At 70.4% G+C, this 15,138-nt stretch carries 14 protein-coding genes; 9 read left to right on the forward strand and 5 right to left on the reverse strand.

What is annotated here, in order from left to right; genetic code table 11:
- Positions 1-36: 36 nt before the first annotated feature.
- The 9 genes from J2Y70_RS11220 (at position 37) to corA (ending at position 8,842) form a co-directional block, all read left to right on the forward strand.
- Entirely contained in the window at positions 37-1,446 is a 1,410-nt protein-coding gene (locus tag J2Y70_RS11220; RefSeq protein ID WP_309917266.1) for an FAD-binding oxidoreductase, read from the forward strand.
- A 1-nt stretch (position 1,447) separates the two neighbouring features.
- Positions 1,448-2,329: a class I SAM-dependent methyltransferase gene (locus J2Y70_RS11225; RefSeq protein WP_309917269.1), complete on the forward strand. Its 882-nt coding sequence runs from the start codon at positions 1,448-1,450 to the stop codon at positions 2,327-2,329.
- 188 nt (positions 2,330-2,517) lie between these two features.
- Entirely contained in the window at positions 2,518-3,504 is a 987-nt protein-coding gene (locus J2Y70_RS11230) for a PhoH family protein (protein WP_263394951.1), read from the forward strand.
- A gap of 123 nt (positions 3,505-3,627) precedes the next feature.
- Positions 3,628-4,113, forward strand: a complete 486-nt coding sequence (gene ybeY, locus J2Y70_RS11235; protein ID WP_309917272.1) for an rRNA maturation RNase YbeY — start codon at positions 3,628-3,630, stop codon at positions 4,111-4,113.
- A gap of 88 nt (positions 4,114-4,201) precedes the next feature.
- The gene (locus tag J2Y70_RS11240; protein WP_309917275.1) at positions 4,202-4,663 is read left to right on the forward strand and encodes a hypothetical protein; all 462 of its coding nucleotides are present in this window, start codon (positions 4,202-4,204) and stop codon (positions 4,661-4,663) included.
- 279 nt (positions 4,664-4,942) lie between these two features.
- Positions 4,943-5,527 (forward strand): hypothetical protein, encoded by a 585-nt coding sequence (locus J2Y70_RS11245; protein WP_309917278.1) that lies wholly within the window; start codon positions 4,943-4,945, stop codon positions 5,525-5,527.
- Between the two features lie 111 nt (positions 5,528-5,638).
- Positions 5,639-6,520, forward strand: coding sequence for an HlyC/CorC family transporter (locus tag J2Y70_RS11250; protein ID WP_263394957.1), 882 nt, complete (start codon positions 5,639-5,641; stop codon positions 6,518-6,520).
- Complete coding sequence (locus tag J2Y70_RS11255) at positions 6,517-7,824, forward strand: DUF4105 domain-containing protein (RefSeq protein ID WP_309917282.1); 1,308 nt, start codon at positions 6,517-6,519, stop codon at positions 7,822-7,824. The genes J2Y70_RS11250 and J2Y70_RS11255 overlap by 4 nt, the downstream gene beginning before the upstream one ends.
- A gap of 25 nt (positions 7,825-7,849) precedes the next feature.
- A complete protein-coding gene (gene corA / locus J2Y70_RS11260) occupies positions 7,850-8,842 on the forward strand; it encodes a magnesium/cobalt transporter CorA (protein ID WP_263394958.1) in 993 nt (330 codons plus the stop codon).
- A 144-nt stretch (positions 8,843-8,986) separates the two neighbouring features.
- On the opposite strand, the gene J2Y70_RS11265 is transcribed toward corA, so the two are convergent.
- The 5 genes from J2Y70_RS11265 to J2Y70_RS11285 form a co-directional block, all read right to left on the reverse strand.
- Complete coding sequence (locus J2Y70_RS11265) at positions 8,987-10,351, reverse strand: NAD-dependent succinate-semialdehyde dehydrogenase (protein WP_309917287.1); 1,365 nt, start codon at positions 10,349-10,351, stop codon at positions 8,987-8,989.
- A 196-nt stretch (positions 10,352-10,547) separates the two neighbouring features.
- The gene (locus J2Y70_RS11270; protein WP_263394960.1) at positions 10,548-11,402 is read right to left on the reverse strand and encodes an ABC transporter permease subunit; all 855 of its coding nucleotides are present in this window, start codon (positions 11,400-11,402) and stop codon (positions 10,548-10,550) included.
- Complete coding sequence (locus J2Y70_RS11275; protein WP_309917292.1) at positions 11,399-12,364, reverse strand: ABC transporter permease subunit; 966 nt, start codon at positions 12,362-12,364, stop codon at positions 11,399-11,401. Before J2Y70_RS11275 ends, J2Y70_RS11270 begins: the two co-directional genes overlap by 4 nt.
- Complete coding sequence (locus J2Y70_RS11280) at positions 12,361-13,521, reverse strand: polyamine ABC transporter ATP-binding protein (RefSeq protein WP_309917295.1); 1,161 nt, start codon at positions 13,519-13,521, stop codon at positions 12,361-12,363. Before J2Y70_RS11280 ends, J2Y70_RS11275 begins: the two co-directional genes overlap by 4 nt.
- 119 nt (positions 13,522-13,640) lie before the next feature.
- Positions 13,641-15,131, reverse strand: a complete 1,491-nt coding sequence (locus tag J2Y70_RS11285) for an efflux transporter outer membrane subunit (protein WP_309917298.1) — start codon at positions 15,129-15,131, stop codon at positions 13,641-13,643.
- Positions 15,132-15,138: the final 7 nt, after the last annotated feature.

Below are 15,138 nucleotides of genomic sequence, written 5' to 3' on the forward strand. Positions count from 1 at the left end.
CCACGTTCGCCCGGCCTCCTCATTCGCCTCCAGCCCATGTCATCGTCCTCGCTCCTGCGCCACGCCCAACGCGGCGAACGACTGCTCAACGACGTGCATTCGCGGCTCAACGCCACGCCCGTGCGCCTGCTGGCGCCGGCCACGCAAGCGGAGGCGGTGGCGATGGTGCGTGCCTGCGCCCGCGCCGGCCGCAGCCTCATCGCCGCCGGCGCCCGCCACGCCATGGGCGGCCAGCAGTTCCTGACCCACGGCTGCGTTCTGGACACCTCGGCGCTGGACCGGGTGCTCGCATTCGATGCCGAGCGCGGGTTGTTGACCGTCGAAGCCGGCATCCGCTGGCCGGCGCTGCTGGCGTGGCTGCGCCAGCATCCCGGCAACGCACGCGGCTGGACCATCCGGCAGAAGCAGACCGGCGCCGACGACTTCAGCCTCGGCGGCGCCTTCGCCGCGAACGTGCACGGCCGCGGGCTGCGCTATGCGCCGTTCGTCGAGGACGTCGAATCGGTGACGCTGGTCGACGCGTCCGGCCGCCTGGTGCATGCCAGCCGCCTCGCGCAACCGCAGCTGTTCGCCTTGGCCGCCGGCGGCTATGGGCTGTTCGGCCTGGTCGTGCGACTCACTCTGCGGCTGACGCCGCGCCGGGTGCTGCAGCGGCGCGTGCGCCTGCAGCGGGTGGGCGGCCTGCCGCAGGCGTTCGAGCAGGCGATCGCCGATGGCGCGTGCTACGGCGATTTCCAGTTCGCGATCGATCCGGCCAGCGCCGACTTCCTCGATCTGGGCGTGCTGTCGTGTTACTACCCGGCGCCGGCCGCCGCGGTCGCCGCACCCGTGCAGTTGCAGGCCGACGATTTCGCCCGGCTGCTGGGGCTGGCGCATACGGCGCCCTCGCGCGCGTTCGACGAATACGCCAATTTCTACCTGGCCACCGACGGCCAGCACTACCACTGCGATACCCAGCAAAGCGGCGTCTATCTCGGCGACTACCACGCGGCGGTGGATCGCAGCCTGGGCCATCGCGGCTCGGACATGATCACCGAACTCTATGTGCCGCGCGCCTGCCTGCCCGGGTTCATGGCCCGCGCCGCGGACAGCCTGCGCCGCTGCGCCGCGCAACCGGTCTACGGCACGGTCCGCCTGATCGAACCCGACCCCACCAGCATGCTGTGCTGGGCGCGCGAGAACTGGGCCTGCATCGTCTTCAACCTGCACGTGGCGCACGACCCGGCGGGCCTCGCGCAGGCTGCCGACGCGTTCCGCGCACTGATCGACGATGCGCTGCACTTCGGCGGCAGCTACTACCTGACCTACCACCGCTGGGCCACGGCCGCGCAGCTGCAGGCCGCGCATCCGCGCATCGACGCATTCCTCGCCGCCCAGCGCGAATTCGATCCGCGCGGGCTGTGGCGCAGCGACTGGTACCGCCACATCGTCGCGGCGCGGAGCTGACATGCCGCGGCTGTCCACCGCACAGGTGCTCGCCGCGGCGGCCGTGCTGCAGGCGCGCGCCGGCGCGCCGGCGTCGGCATGGAACGCGCGCGTGGCCGAGGCCTGTCTGCGGCACGGCGGCGGCGCCGGCAGCGCTTTGCTGCGTGCGACCGGCACGCGGCTGGGGCGTTGCATGCTGCGCTGGCTCGAGTACGCGTTGCTGCCAGGGATCGGTGCGCACTACGCATGGCGCAAGCGTCGAATCCGCACCTGGGCCGAACACGCCTGCGCCGACGGAATGCGGCAGCTGGTGATTCTCGGCGCCGGGTTCGATGCGCTGGGCGTCGAACTGGCGGACCGTACCGCGTACCTGCATGTCTACGAAGTCGATCTTGCACCCGGAATCGCGATCAAGCAGCGTGCGCTGGCGTCGCTGGGGATCGAGCAACCGCGCCTGCACTTCGTGGCGCTGGATCTGGCGCAGGCGTCGCTACCGGCCTCGCTCGCCGGCGCCGCGGAGTTCGACCCCGACGCGCCCACGCTGGTCATCGCCGAGGGCGTCCTGATGTATCTGCCCGCACCGGCGGCGATCCGGCTGCTGCACGGGCTGGCCGGATTGCTGCGGCAGGCGCGCTGCATCGCCACCGCGATGCAGACGCGCGGCGACGGCCGCGCGGATTTCCTGCACGCGCGCCCCTGGCTGCGGTGCTGGCTGCGCTGGAGCGGCGAGCCGTTCCGCTGGGGATGCAGCCGCGCGGCATTGCCGGCGACGCTGCTGCCGGCCGGACTGGCGCTGGACACGCTGGCCGACTCCGACGATCCTGCCGACCCGGATCCGTGTCCGGGAGAGTGGCTGTTCGCCGGCACGCTGTCGCCGGGCCCAGCGCCGGGTACCGGGCGCTGACGCAAGCGCCGCGCGCAGGCCGCGCCATATGCGCGACCGGCCGCGATCGCATTGTTTTTCCTGCCGGAACGCCATGGCGACGCCGCGCCACAGCGCGCGTCGCCTGTTCCTTCACAGCTACGCGCGCTACGCTCTCCCTCCCTATCCAACGACGCTGGCGTCGCATTGCGCGCCGCGGACGAACCTCGATGACCATCCCCGCACAACGCGATTTCACCCTGGAACCCGCCGACACCGAACGCCTGGCCAACCTGGCCGGGCCGTTCGACGCGCACCTGCGCCAGATCGAACTGCGCCTGGGCGTGGAGATCTCCAACCGCGGCAACGTGTACCGGGTCACCGGCCCGGCCACCGCGGTCGCCGCCGCCGAGACCTTGCTGCAGGCGCTGTACGCCGAAGCCGACAGCGTCGTGTTCGACGACCAGGCCATCCACCTGCGCCTGAACCAGGCCAATGTCGACCGCGTCGCGCAGCGCGCCTACGAGCCGCAGGAGGTGGCGATCAAGGTCAAGCGCGGCACCGTGCGCGGCCGCGGCGCCAACCAGGCCAAGTACCTGCACCAGATCACCACCCACGACATCAACTTCGGCATCGGCCCGGCCGGCACCGGCAAGACCTTCCTGGCGGTGGCCAGCGCGGTCGAGGCGCTGAACGAATCGCGCGTGCAGCGCCTGATCCTGGTGCGCCCGGCGGTGGAAGCCGGCGAGAAGCTCGGCTTCCTGCCCGGCGACCTGAGCCAGAAGGTCGATCCCTACCTGCGCCCGCTGTACGACGCGCTGTACGAGATGCTCGGCGTGGAGAAGGTGGTCAAGCTGCTGGAGAAGAACGTCATCGAGATCGCGCCGCTGGCCTACATGCGCGGACGCACGCTCAACGATGCCTACGTGATCCTGGACGAGGCGCAGAACACCACCATCGAGCAGATGAAGATGTTCCTGACCCGGCTGGGCTTCGGCTCCACCGCGGTGGTCACCGGCGACCTGACCCAGATCGACCTGCCCAAGCACGTCAAGTCCGGCCTGCGCGACGCGATCGAGGTGCTGCACGAGGTCGAGGGCGTCAGCTTCACCTTCTTCGAGGCGCGCGACGTGGTGCGCCATCCGCTGGTGGCGCGCATCGTCAATGCCTACGAAAAGCGCGATCTCACCGACAAGCTGACCGGCCCGGCGGCGTGACGCCGCGCTGGCCGTAAACGGTCGCCACGTTCTGCTCGTACGCCGCCGACGACCGGAAGTCGCGGTGAAGCGCCGCACGCGCGATACTGTCGGCTCCTGTCCGCTGCGAACTGCCGTATCGCCATGACCAAAGGTCCGGTCCGCCTCGATGTCGGCGTCAGCTACGCCTTGCCCCGCGCCGGCTTGCCGGCGGCGGGGAGCTTCCGCAAATGGGTCGCCGCGGCGCTGAAGGGCCGCATCCGCGAAGCCGACCTGGCGATCCGCCTGGTCGACGCCAAGGAAGGCCGTTCGCTAAACCATCACTACCGCGGCAAGGACTACGCCACCAACGTGCTCAGCTTCCCGGCCGAGCTGCCCGAAGGCCTGCCCAAGGGGGTCAAGCTGCCGCTGCTCGGCGACCTGGTGATCTGCGCGCCGGTGGTGGCGCGCGAAGCCGCCGAACAGGGCAAGCCGCTCAACGCCCACTACGCGCACCTGACCGTGCACGGCGTGCTGCACCTGCTCGGCTGGGACCACGAGGACGACAAGGAGGCCGACGCGATGGAGCAACTGGAGCGCGAGATCCTGGCCGACCTGGGCGTGGACGATCCCTACGCCGCGGAAGGGTGACGCCTGCCGCGCGGCGGGCTTTTTCGGACCGGGAGACACACGGATGCAGGCACCAGCACCAACCGCCCACGCCGGCCCGCGCACCGGGATGCCACGCCTGCACGGCATCGCCGCCGCGCTGTGGGCGGCCGGCCTGGCCGGCTATGCATATCTGGCGCTGATCCGTCCGGCGCCCCTGTTCGCGGGCAGCGGCAGCCTGGCGGAGGAACTGCTGCCCTGGCTGGGCGCGCTGGCGTTGCTGGTGCTGGCCACCACGCCCGGCGCGTGGCGCTGGTGGTACCTACGCCGGCACCGGGATGCCGACACCGGCCGGGTACGCGTCGGCGCCCGCGCCGGGCGGGTCGCGCTGCTGTTCCCGCTGTCGCTCGGCGCCTGGTTGAGCTGCCGCCAACTTGGGCAGCAGGTCGATGCCCATCTTGTGTTCGGTGCGGGTTCCGCGCTCTTTTTCGTTGCCGCGCTGCTGACGCTGACCAGCGCCTGGCGCTGGCTGAGGCACAGCCTCCTTCCCGGCCGCGTGGCGCGCGCCGGCGCATGGCAGGGACATCGCTAAGTCGAGGACGATACGCCCGCGCGTGGCGGATGAGCCGCCGTGGCGCGCCGGCGGCCACGCTGTGCTCGCCTCGATACCGCCACCTGCGGGTCGTCGCTGGCGAATAGCGCGCCCAGCTGCGGCTGGCCCTGCATCGGCTCGACATCCGCGTATCTATGCAGAGCTGCCGCGGCCCATCCGCTGGATCGGGTGCGCTGGTCAAGTGCCGGCGCGGACGTTAACGTTGCCGCGCGGCCGCTGTGCCGCCCTGCCCCGTTCCCCGGCCCGAGGTCCAACGCGTTGATCCATCCATCGCTCGTTCTGCTCGCGCTCGTATCCGCGCTTCCCGCGGCCGCCGCACCCGCGCCCACGCCCACGCCCACGATCGACCTGCCGGCGCTGCTGGAATGCCGCCAGCGCGTGGCCGACTTCGCCGCGCTGGGGCCGCTGCTGGCCGATCCGTTGAAGGCCGTGGCGCAGGGCTGGCGGCCGCTGCCGCAATCCAACCTGTTCATGAGCGAGTACGAGCTGGTGCGGCCGATCCAGGTGTTCGGCCACAGCACCACGCGCATCGCGGTGGCCGGCGCCAGCGTGATGGCGATCCTGGATGTGGCCGATCCGCGCCCGCTGGCCACGCAATTGCAGCTGGAAGCGGCGGTGGATACTCCGGAAAAGGCGATGTTCGGCCGCGAGGTGGTCAGCCGCGACGTGACCGATCCGAAGACCGGCGAGCCGATGATCGAATCGATCATCCTCAGCCTGTCCACGGTGAAGTCGCATCCGGGCAAGACCCTGGCCGGCTGCAGCTACAGCCTGGACCTGCCCGAGGACCCGGACGCCGCGCCCGCGCCGGACCCGCTGCACGCGCCCGCCACCGGCGGCTGAGCCGCCCCCATGGACGCCGCGACGACCGCCGCCGGCGTCGCGGCTCTGTCCCATTGGCCCTGCTAGACTTGCGCACATCGCCCGGCAGACCGGGTGCCGTATCCACAGAACATGTCAGAAGACGACTCTAGTAGCTCCCCTCCGGAAACCCACGAAAAACGCCGCGGCTGGCTGGAACGCCTGAGCTCGGTCTTCTCCGGCGACCCGCACACCCGCGACGACCTGGTCGAGGTGCTGCGCGACGCCCAGCACGACGGGCTGATCGCCGCCGATACGCTGCGCATGATGGAAGGCGCGCTGTCGGTGTCCGAACTCACCGTCGGCGACGTGATGGTCTCGCGCTCGCAGATGGTCTCCCTGTCCGCCGAAGCGCGCTTCCTGGACCTGATGAAGCAGGTGGTCGAATCCGGCCATTCGCGCTTCCCGGTGCATGGCGAGAACAAGGACGACATCCTCGGCATCCTGCTGGCCAAGGACCTGCTGCGCGGCGTGGTCGCCGACCACGGCCCCGGCACGGTGCGCGAACTGCTGCGCCCGGCGGTGCTGATCCCCGAGTCGAAGAAGCTCAACGTACTGCTCAAGGAGTTCCGGCTCTCGCGCAACCACATGGCGATCGTGGTCGACGAGTACGGCGGCGTCGCCGGGCTGGTCACCATCGAGGACGTGCTGGAGCAGATCGTCGGCGAGATCGACGACGAGCACGACGACGCCGAGGACGAGGCCTCGCTGATCGCCGCGCAGGCCGACGGCCAATACGTGGTCGACGCGCTGACCCCGATCGAGGATTTCAACGAACGCTTCGGCGCCGACTTCCCCGACGACGACTACGACACCGTCGGCGGCCTGGTCACCGAGGCCATCGGCCATCTGCCGGAAACCGGCGAGGAACTGACCCTGGGGCGCTTCGCGTTCCGCGTGGCCCGCGCCGACGCGCGCCGGGTGCAGGCGTTCCACGTCACCATCCTGCCGCCCGGCCCGCAGGAAGACGCTTGATCCCCCCTCGTTCGCAGCGCCTGCCGGCGCGCGGCTGGCCGCACTGGCTGCTGGGCACGCTGCTGGCCTTCTGCGCGGCGCTGGCGTTCGCGCAGGCCGGCACCGACCTGGCCGCGCCGCCGGCGCTAGCGCCCGCCACCGCCACCGCCACGGCCCCGGTCGCCACTGCGCCCGACGCGGACGCCGAGGCGCCGGCGCCGCGCATCGGCGTGGCCACGATGCAGCCGGGCGAGGTGTTCTTCGAACGCTTCGGCCACGACGCGATCGTGGTGGTCGATCCGCGCAGCGGCCAGGCCACCTCGTACAACTTCGGCTTCTTCGACCCCAGCGAACCGGACTTCGTCAGCCGCTTCGCCGCCGGCGACATGCGGTATTACCTGGTCGCCCTGCCGCTGCAGGAGGACCTGGCGCAGTACCGCGACGCAGGCCGCGGCGTGGACATCCAGTGGCTGGACATGGAACCGGCGCAAGCGCGCGCGCTGCAGGCCGCGTTGAGCTGGCGTGCGCGCCCGGAAAACGCGCGCTACCGCTACGACTACTACACCGCCAACTGCGCCACGATGGTCCGCGACGCGCTGGACCGGGCGCTGGACGGCGCGCTGCACGCGCAGCTGTCCGGGCGTTCGCGCGGCAACACCTATCGCAGCGAATCGGTGCGCCTGGCCTCGCCGGCGCCGTGGATGTGGCTCGGCTTCGACCTGGGCCTGGGCCCGTTCGCGGACAAGCCGCTGTCGCGCTGGGAAGAGGCGTTCGTGCCGATGCGCCTGGCCGATAGCCTGGGCGAAGTGCGCAACCGCGCCGGGCGCCCGCTGGTGCAGGCCCGCCAGCAGGTGTTGCCGCAGCGGCTGGCGCCGGAACCGAAGGAACGACTGCGGCACTGGTGGCCGTGGCTGCTGGCCGGGTCGCTGATCGCCGCCGGCGTGCTCGCGCTGGCGCGGCGGCCGCGCCGGCTGGCGGCGCTGGCCCTGCCGTTCTGGCTGCTGTGCGCGCTCGGCGGCGGCGTGCTGCTGTATCTGTGGGGCTTCAGCGACCACCGCGCGGCCTGGGCCAACCGTAACCTGCTGCTGCTCGACCCGCTGTGCCTGCCGCTGCTGGCCGGCGCGGTGACGCTGCTGCGCGGGCGCCAGCCCGGGCGTTGGTTCGGCGTGCTGCTGTGGACGGTGGTCGCGCTGGCCGGCGCGGCGCTGTTGATCCACTGGCTGTCGATGCTGCAGCCGCAATTCAACCTGCAGTGGATCGCCCTGCTGCTGCCGGTACATGCGGCACTGGCCTGGGCGTTCACGCGGCGCCGCTTGCAGCGCTGATCCCGCCCGCGCACGATTCCCGCCCATGGCCTCTGTCCCCGAAAACCCCGCCTGCGTCATCAACTGCGTGCACTACGACGGCCACGGCCGCCGCCACGACATCGCCCTGGAGCGGATCAGCGACGTGCTGGCCGAAGACGACGGCTTCGTCTGGGTCGGCATGTACGAGCCCGGCGACGACGTGCTGCAGAAGCTGCAGGAAGAATTCCAGCTGCACGACCTGGCGATCGAAGACACGCGCATGGCGCACCAGCGGCCCAAGGTCGAGGCCTACGGCAATTCGTTGTTTCTGGCGGTGCACACCGCGCAGGTGATCGACGAGCGCATCGTCTACGGCGAGACTCACGCCTTCCTCGGCGCGCGCTTCCTGCTGACCGTGCGCCACGGCGCCTCGCTGCCGTACGCGCCGGTGCGCGAGCGGCTGGAACGCGAGAAGGCGCTGATGCAGCTCGGCCCGTCCTACGCGCTGTACGCGGTGCTGGACTACATCGTCGACAACTACCAGCCGATCCTGGACGAGTTCCGGCAGAGCCTGGAGCGCCTGGAGAAGGACATCTTCGCCGAGGCCTACCGGCGCGACACCGCGATCCGCCTGTACGAACTCAAGCGCGAGCTCAACCAGATGCGCCTTGGCGTGGCGCCGCTGCAGGACGTGCTCTCGCACCTCAAGCGCAATCCCGGCCCGCTGATCCCCGACGAAGTGCGGCTGTACCTGCGCGACGTGCTAGACCACGCGGTGCGCACCAACGAGGCCATCGACACCTTGCGCGAGATGCTCGGCACCGCGCTGAGCGTGAACCTGTCGCTGGTGACCCTGGCCCAGGGCGAGACGGTCAAGCGCCTCGGCGCCTGGGCCGCCCTGCTCGCCGCCCCGACCCTGATCACCAGCTGGTACGGCATGAATTTCAAGCTGATGCCGGAACTGGAATGGCCCTGGGCCTATCCGCTGATGATCGGCGGCGTGGCCGTGGTCTGCGTGGGAATGTATCTGGCGTTCAAGCGGGCGCGGTGGCTGTGAGGCCGGGACCGGGGACCGGGGACCAGGGACCCGGAAAAGCGGGATTTGCGATGGCTGAAACTCTGCGCGTAACGCGGTAGCCACCTGCTTTTGCCTTTGCTTTTGCCGTTCCGGGTCCCGGGTCCCCGGTCCCCGGTCCCGGCCTCACCCCACATACACCGACTTGATATTCATGAACTCATGGATCCCGTGCTCGGCCAGTTCGCGGCCGAAGCCGGAGCGCTTGATGCCGCCGAACGGCAGGCGCACGTCGCTCTTGACGATGGCGTTGACGAAGGCGGCGCCGCACTGCAGCTGGCGCGCCACGCGTTCGCCGCGATCGCGGTCGGCGCTCCACACGCTGCCGCCCAGGCCGAAGCTGTTGTCGTTGGCCACGCGCACCGCCTCTTCTTCGTCGGCCACGCGCAGGATCGCGGCGACCGGGCCGAACAGTTCCTCGTCGTAGGCGGGCATGCCCGGCGCGACGTTGTCCAGGATCGTGGCCGGGTAGCCGGCGTGGGTGCTGGTATCCGGCGCGCCGCCGAGCAGCGCCGTGGCGCCCTTGGCGAGGCTGGCCTGCACCTGCTTGTGCAGTTCGTCGCGCAGGTCCTGCCGCGCCAGCGGCGCCAGCGTGGTCGCCTCGTCCTGTGGATCGCCGAGCCGGCGCTCGGCGGCGGCGGCGACGAAACGGCGCACGAATTCGTCGGCGATGGCGTCCACCACTACGAAGCGCTTGGCCGCGATGCAGGTCTGCCCGGCATTGTCGAAGCGCGACTTCACCGCCGCGGCCACGGTCGTGTCCAGGTCGGCGTCGTCCAGCACCACGAAGGCATCGCTGCCGCCGAGTTCCATCACGCACTTCTTCAGCTGCCCGCCGGCGTTGGCGGCGATCGAGCGGCCGGCGCGCTCGCTGCCGGTCAGCGTCACCGCGGCGATGCGCGGGTCGCGCAACACCTCGGCGGCCTGGTCGTTGTCGATGTGCAGCACGTCGAACACGCCGGCCGGCACGCCGGCGGCGGCCAGCGCCGCCTGGATCGCATCGGCGCAGCGCGGCACGTTGCTGGCATGCTTGAGCAGCGCCACGTTGCCGGCCATCAGCGCCGGCGCCAGGAAGCGGAATACCTGCCAGATCGGGAAATTCCACGGCATCACCGCCAGCACGCAGCCCAGCGGCTCGTAGCGCACGTAGCTGCGCTGCGCATCGGTGGCCACCTGCACGTCGCGCAGGTAGTCCGCGGCATGTTCGGCGTAGTAGTCGCAGGCGTCGGCGCACTTGTCGATCTCGGCCAGCGCCTCCTTGCGCAGCTTGCCCATCTCCGCAGTCATCAGCCGCTGGATCTCCTCGCGGCGCGCGCGCAGCTGCGCACCGACTTTCTGCAGCAGCGCGCCGCGCCGTTCCAGCGGCGTCGCCGCCCACGCCGGGAACGCCTGCGCTGCCGCGGCCAGGCGCTGCTCGACGGCGGCGGCGTCCATCAGCTCGAGGGAATAATCGACCTTGCCGGTGGCGGGATTGACGGTGTCGTGAGGCATCGCGACGGACTCCTGGAAATAGTCCGCTCAGCCTAGCGCCGCGAAGGTTGCGGTGGCGTGGCGACTGCAGCGTCGCGATGGACCACAGCGTTCCGCGGCGGCGGCAGCTTTTGTAGGAGCGGCTTCAGCCGCGACCGGATGTTACCGGTAAGGCACGGTCGCGGCTGAAGCCGCTCCTACAGAAAAGCAGCATCCGCTACCCGCCCTGCTGCAACGCCAGCTGGATGTCGCGCTGGCGGCGCTTCTCGCTGCGCGCCATCAGCCACCAACCGACGAACGCGGCGAGCGACACCGCCAGCACCATCAGCGTGGCCAGCGCGTTGATTTTCGGCTTCAGCCCCATCCGCACCGAGGAGAACACGGTCATCGGCAGCGTGGTCGAGTTCGGCCCGGCGACGAAGTTGGCGATCACCACGTCGTCCAGCGACAGGGTGAACGCCAGCAGCCAGCCGGACACCAGCGCCGGGGCGATGATCGGCAAGGTGATCAGGAAGAACACCTTGAGCCGGTTCGCGCCCAGGTCCATCGCCGCCTCTTCCAGCGAGCGGTCCAGTTCCTGCAGGCGCGAGGACACCACCACGGTGACGAAGGACAGGGTGAAGGTGACATGCGCGGCCCAGATCGCGGTGACGCCCTTGGGCGGGATGCCGATCAGCCCGCCCATCGACACCAGCATCATCATGATCGACAGGCCGATGATCACCTCCGGCATCACCAGCGGCGCGGTCACCAGCGCGCCGAACAGGCTCTTGCTGGGGAAGCGGCGGAAACGGGTCATCACCATCGCCGCCAGCGTGCCGATCACCATCGCCGCGGTCGCGGTCCAGAACGCGACCTTCAGGCTGATCCACGCCGCCTGCAGGATCTGCCGGTCGCGCAGCAGTTCGCCGTACCACTTGGTCGAGAACCCGGCCCACACCGTGGCCAGCTTGGAGGAATTGAACGAATACACCATCAACAGCAGGATCGGCAGGTACAGGAAGGCGAAGCCGCCGGTCAGCACCGTCCAGCGCAGCACCCGCCCGCCGCGCAGCGCGCCCGCGCCGCTCACGCCTGACCGCCTTCGAGCTGGCGCTGCTGGTAGCGGTTGAAGATCAGGATCGGCACCATCAGCAGCGCCAGCATCGCGATCGCCACCGCCGAGGCCGCCGGCCAGTCGCGGTTGTTGAAGAACTCGCCCCACAGCACCCGGCCGATCATCAACGTGTCCGGGCCGCCGAGCATTTCCGGGATCACGAACTCGCCCACCGCCGGAATCATCACTAGCATGCAGCCGGCGACGATGCCCGGGCGCGACATCGGCAGGGTGATGGTCAAGAACGCCTTCCACGGCCGTGCGCCCAGGTCGTAGGCGGCTTCCAGCAGGCGGTGGTCCTGCTTGACCAGCGTGGCGTACAGCGGCAGCACCATGAACGGCAGATAGCAGTAGACGATGCCGATGTAGGCGGCGATCGGCGTGTACAGGATCCGCAGCGGCTGCTCGATCAACCCCAGCGCCAGCAGCGTGCGGTTGAGCACCCCGTTGCTGTCGAGGATGCCGATCCAGGCATAGACGCGGATCAGGAACGAGGTCCACGACGGCAGCACCACCAGCATCATCGCGATGTTGCGCGACGCCGGCGACATGCGCGCGATCACGTAGGCCATCGGATAGCCGATCAGCAGGGTCAACAAGGTCGAGATCCCGGCGATCTTGATCGAGCCCCAGTAGGCGGCGATGTATTGGCTGTCGCGAAACAGCGCCATGTAGTTCTGCAGGGTGAACTTCAGCGTCAGCACGCCGTCGCTGTAGTCCAGCAACGCACTGTACGGCGGGCTGCTGATCGCCTGCTCGGCGAAGGAGATGCGCAGCACGATCAGGAACGGGATCGCGAAGAACAGCAGCAGCCACAGGTACGGCGCGGCGATCACCGCCCAGCGCGCGCCGGGCAGGCGCCGCAGGCGCTGCAGCAGCGTGCGCCGCGGCGGCATGGGGGGCGCGGCAGGCGCGGCCGAGGCGGCGGGCGCGCTCATGCGGTCAGCACCACGCCGTCGTTGTCGCCCCACCACACCCATACCGCATCGCCCCAGGTCAGGTTGTCGCTGGCCCAGCGCTGCTGGTTGGTGAAGTTGGCCATCAGCTTGAAGCCGCTGGGCAGGCGCACGTGGTAGACCGAATGGCTGCCGAAGTAGGCGATGTCCTCGATCGTGCCCTGCGCCTTGTTGTACGCCTGCGCCGGCGCCTGCTTGCCGATACCCAGCTTCTCCGGGCGCACCGCGAACGACACCGGCTGACCGGTGATGCCGGTGATGCCGTGGCCGACGTAGATGCTGTCGGCAAACGCGCCCGTGCGCAGGGTCACGTACTCCGGCAGGTCCTCGTCGATGACCGCGTCGATCAGGTTCACCGAGCCGATGAACTCGGCGGCGAAGCGGTTGGCCGGCTGCTCGTAGATCTCGTCGGGGGTGCCGACCTGCTGGATCCAGCCGGCGTCCATCAGCGCGATGCGGGTGGCCATGGTCATCGCCTCCTCCTGGTCGTGGGTGACCATCACGCAGGTCACCCCGGAGGTTTCGATGATGTTGACCAGTTCCAGCTGCATCTGCGAGCGCAGCTTCTTGTCCAGCGCGCCCATCGGCTCGTCCAGCAGCAGCAGCTTGGGCCCCTTGGCCAGCGAGCGCGCCAGCGCCACGCGCTGCTGCTGGCCGCCGGAGAGCTGGTGCGGCTTGCGCTTGCCGAGCTTGTCCAGCCGCACCAGCTCCAGCATCTCGCCCACGCGCTTGGCGATGGCCGCGCGCGACAGTCCGTCCTGCTTCAGCCCGAAGGCGATGTTCTGCTCCACCGTCATGTGCGGGAACAGCGCATAGGACTGGAACATCATGTTGAGCGGGCGCTCGTACGGCGGCAGATCGTCCAGCGGCTGGCCGTCGAGCACGATGCGGCCGCGGCTGGGCTGTTCGAACCCGCCCAGGCAGCGCAGCAGCGTGGACTTGCCGCTGCCGGAGCCGCCGAGCAGCGCGAAGATCTCGCCCTTGCGGATATCCAGGTCGACGTCGTCGAGCGCGACGAAGCCGTCGAACTCCTTGCGCAGGCCGGCGATGGACAGGTAGCCGCTGCCCTTGGCCGGTGGCGCCGCGGCGGCCGGAATCGCAGCCGGCGGAAGATCGGAGTTCGCTTCGCTCAACGCCATCTGTTGCTCCCCGTGGAAGACACCGCCGCGCAGGTTCGCCGATGCCGCCGGACACCGCGTGGCCGATCCCAGTGTAGCCGCGGCCGCCGCATCGGCGATACCGCGGCGCGGGCGTTTTTCTACTGCGTCGGCGGTGGCGCTGGCGGCGGCGCCCAGCCTAGCCCCAGGCTCTTCTGCAGCGCCACGTAGCGCAGCAGCACCTGGGTCCGCGCCTGCACCGCGCTGTCCTGCGCCGAAGCCTGCTGGCGCTGCACGTCCAGCGCATCGATCAGCGACGAGGCGCCGGCGGCGTAACGCTGCTGCAACAGCGCCGCCGAACGCTCCGCCGACGCTTCGGCCTTGGCCGCGGCCAGCGCCTGCTGGCGCGCGGCGCCGAACCGCGACAGCGCGCTGTTGGCGTCCTGCAGCGCGGCCAGCACGGTGCCTTCGTAGGCGGCCAGGCGCGCGTCGTTGCCGGCGCGGGCCTGTTCGACCTTGGCCCGGGTCGCGCCGAAATCGAAGATCGACCAGCGCAGGAACGGCGCCACCACGCTGTTGATCGCGTCGCTGCCGAGATCGCCCGGCGAGGTCGCGGCCATGCCGATGTTGCCGAGCAGGGTGACCTGCGGGAAGTACGCGCTCAGCGCCTGCCCGATCTGCGCCGACGAGGACGCCAGCTGGCGCTCGGCGCGGCGCACGTCCGGGCGGCGGCGGATCAGCGAACCGGCATCGTCCACCGGCACCACCGCCGGCAGCGTCGGCAGCGGCCGGTCCGCGGCCAGGGCCGCGTCGAGCGCGCCCGGTTCGCGGCCGATCATCAGCGCCAGCTGGTCCAGCGCTTCCTTCGCCTGCGCCTGCAGGTCCGGCAATACCGCTTCCTGCTGCTGCAGCTGCGCCTGCACGCGCTCCACCTGCAGGTCGGCATCGGCGCCGCGCTCGCGGCGCTGCCGGGTCAACTGCAGGGTCTGCCGCGCCGCCTGCAGATTGCGCTGGGCGATGGCGATGCGCTCGCGGGTCGCGCGATAGCCCAGGTAGGCCTGGCCCACTTCGGCGGCGAGCTGCACCTGGGTGTCGGCCAGCTCGGCCTCGTCGGCCTGCGCGTCGGCCTGCGCGCCTTCGCTGGCGCGGCGGCGGCGGCCGAAGAAGTCCAGTTCCCAACTGGCGTCGAAGCCGACGCTGTACAACTCCGCGCGCGGATCGATCGCCAGTTGCTGGCCGCTGCCGGCGGCGATGGACCCAAGCCCGTCGGCCAGCGCATCCGGCGCCCTGGCGTTGAGATAGGCGGCGTTGGCACCGACGCTGGGCAGCTGTTCGGCATGGCGTTGCTGCACCAGCGCGCGCGAGGCGCGCAGCTTGGCCTGCGCCGCGCGCAGGTTCGGGCTGTAGTGCAATGCCTGCTCCACGAGCATGTTCAGTTGCGGATCCTGCAGCGTCTCCCACCAGCGCTGCGGCGGCGGCGCGGGCACCACGCCGGCGGCCGCGGCGACCGCATCGGCGCGATGCAGCTGCGGCTGCGCCTGCGCGGCCTCGGCCACCGGCGGCGGCTTCACGTAGTCCGGGCCGAGCATGCACGCCGACAGCAGCAGCGGCAACGCGGCAGGGACGAGAACACGGGGAAAGCGCTGGGCCATGGAATCC

It is taken from the genome of Xanthomonas sp. 1678 (genome assembly GCF_031455575.1).
Lineage (GTDB): Bacteria > Pseudomonadota > Gammaproteobacteria > Xanthomonadales > Xanthomonadaceae > Xanthomonas_A.

Excerpts from the sequence above, each read along its gene's own strand:
- ybeY (WP_309917272.1), top strand. The coding sequence starts at position 3,628 with ATGACCAAAGGTCCGGTCCGCCTCGATGTCGGCGTCAGCTACGCCTTG.
- J2Y70_RS11225 (WP_309917269.1), top strand. The coding sequence starts at position 1,448 with ATGCCGCGGCTGTCCACCGCACAGGTGCTCGCCGCGGCGGCCGTGCTG.
- J2Y70_RS11280 (WP_309917295.1), bottom strand. The coding sequence starts at position 13,521 with ATGGCGTTGAGCGAAGCGAACTCCGATCTTCCGCCGGCTGCGATTCCG.
- J2Y70_RS11220 (WP_309917266.1), top strand. The coding sequence starts at position 37 with ATGTCATCGTCCTCGCTCCTGCGCCACGCCCAACGCGGCGAACGACTG.
- corA (WP_263394958.1), top strand. The coding sequence starts at position 7,850 with ATGGCCTCTGTCCCCGAAAACCCCGCCTGCGTCATCAACTGCGTGCAC.
- J2Y70_RS11230 (WP_263394951.1), top strand. The coding sequence starts at position 2,518 with ATGACCATCCCCGCACAACGCGATTTCACCCTGGAACCCGCCGACACC.
- J2Y70_RS11285 (WP_309917298.1), bottom strand. The coding sequence starts at position 15,131 with ATGGCCCAGCGCTTTCCCCGTGTTCTCGTCCCTGCCGCGTTGCCGCTG.
- J2Y70_RS11250 (WP_263394957.1), top strand. The coding sequence starts at position 5,639 with ATGTCAGAAGACGACTCTAGTAGCTCCCCTCCGGAAACCCACGAAAAA.
- J2Y70_RS11265 (WP_309917287.1), bottom strand. The coding sequence starts at position 10,351 with ATGCCTCACGACACCGTCAATCCCGCCACCGGCAAGGTCGATTATTCC.
- J2Y70_RS11240 (WP_309917275.1), top strand. The coding sequence starts at position 4,202 with ATGCCACGCCTGCACGGCATCGCCGCCGCGCTGTGGGCGGCCGGCCTG.
- J2Y70_RS11275 (WP_309917292.1), bottom strand. The coding sequence starts at position 12,364 with ATGAGCGCGCCCGCCGCCTCGGCCGCGCCTGCCGCGCCCCCCATGCCG.